The sequence below is a fragment of the Leifsonia sp. SIMBA_070 genome (genome assembly GCF_046534635.1).
Lineage (GTDB): Bacteria > Actinomycetota > Actinomycetes > Actinomycetales > Microbacteriaceae > Leifsonia.
Genome location: NZ_JAWRYK010000504.1, coordinates 1 through 259 on the forward strand (window position 1 = coordinate 1; position 259 = coordinate 259).

The 259-nt window shown below is 51.4% G+C and carries 1 protein-coding gene; it reads right to left on the bottom strand.

The features are described from left to right. On the bottom strand, nucleotides 1-204 hold a 204-nt coding region (locus SB754_RS21225; RefSeq protein ID WP_410784317.1), incomplete at its 3' end, for a hypothetical protein. Nucleotides 205-259: the final 55 nt, after the last annotated feature.

The following is a 259-nucleotide window of genomic DNA, read 5'->3' on the forward strand; positions in this document are numbered from 1 at the left end:
GTTGTAGTAGCGGTTGGACTCGACAAAGCGCGTACCGATGCCTTTGAGAGCAAGGTACCAGTCTCCATTTTTGATTTGCGCCTTGCTAGAGTCGTTGACCTCAATGAGTCGACTAAGATTGTTGCCGAGATAAATCAAGTCGCCTCTTGCGAGCTGGTTGGCTGGGATCCGCCGCACCAGGAACTGGCCTTCGTCGTCCTCCATGTGGATCAATACTGGCTCACCACAAGCTTTGCAGGTCCAAGTCTTTTCAATGATG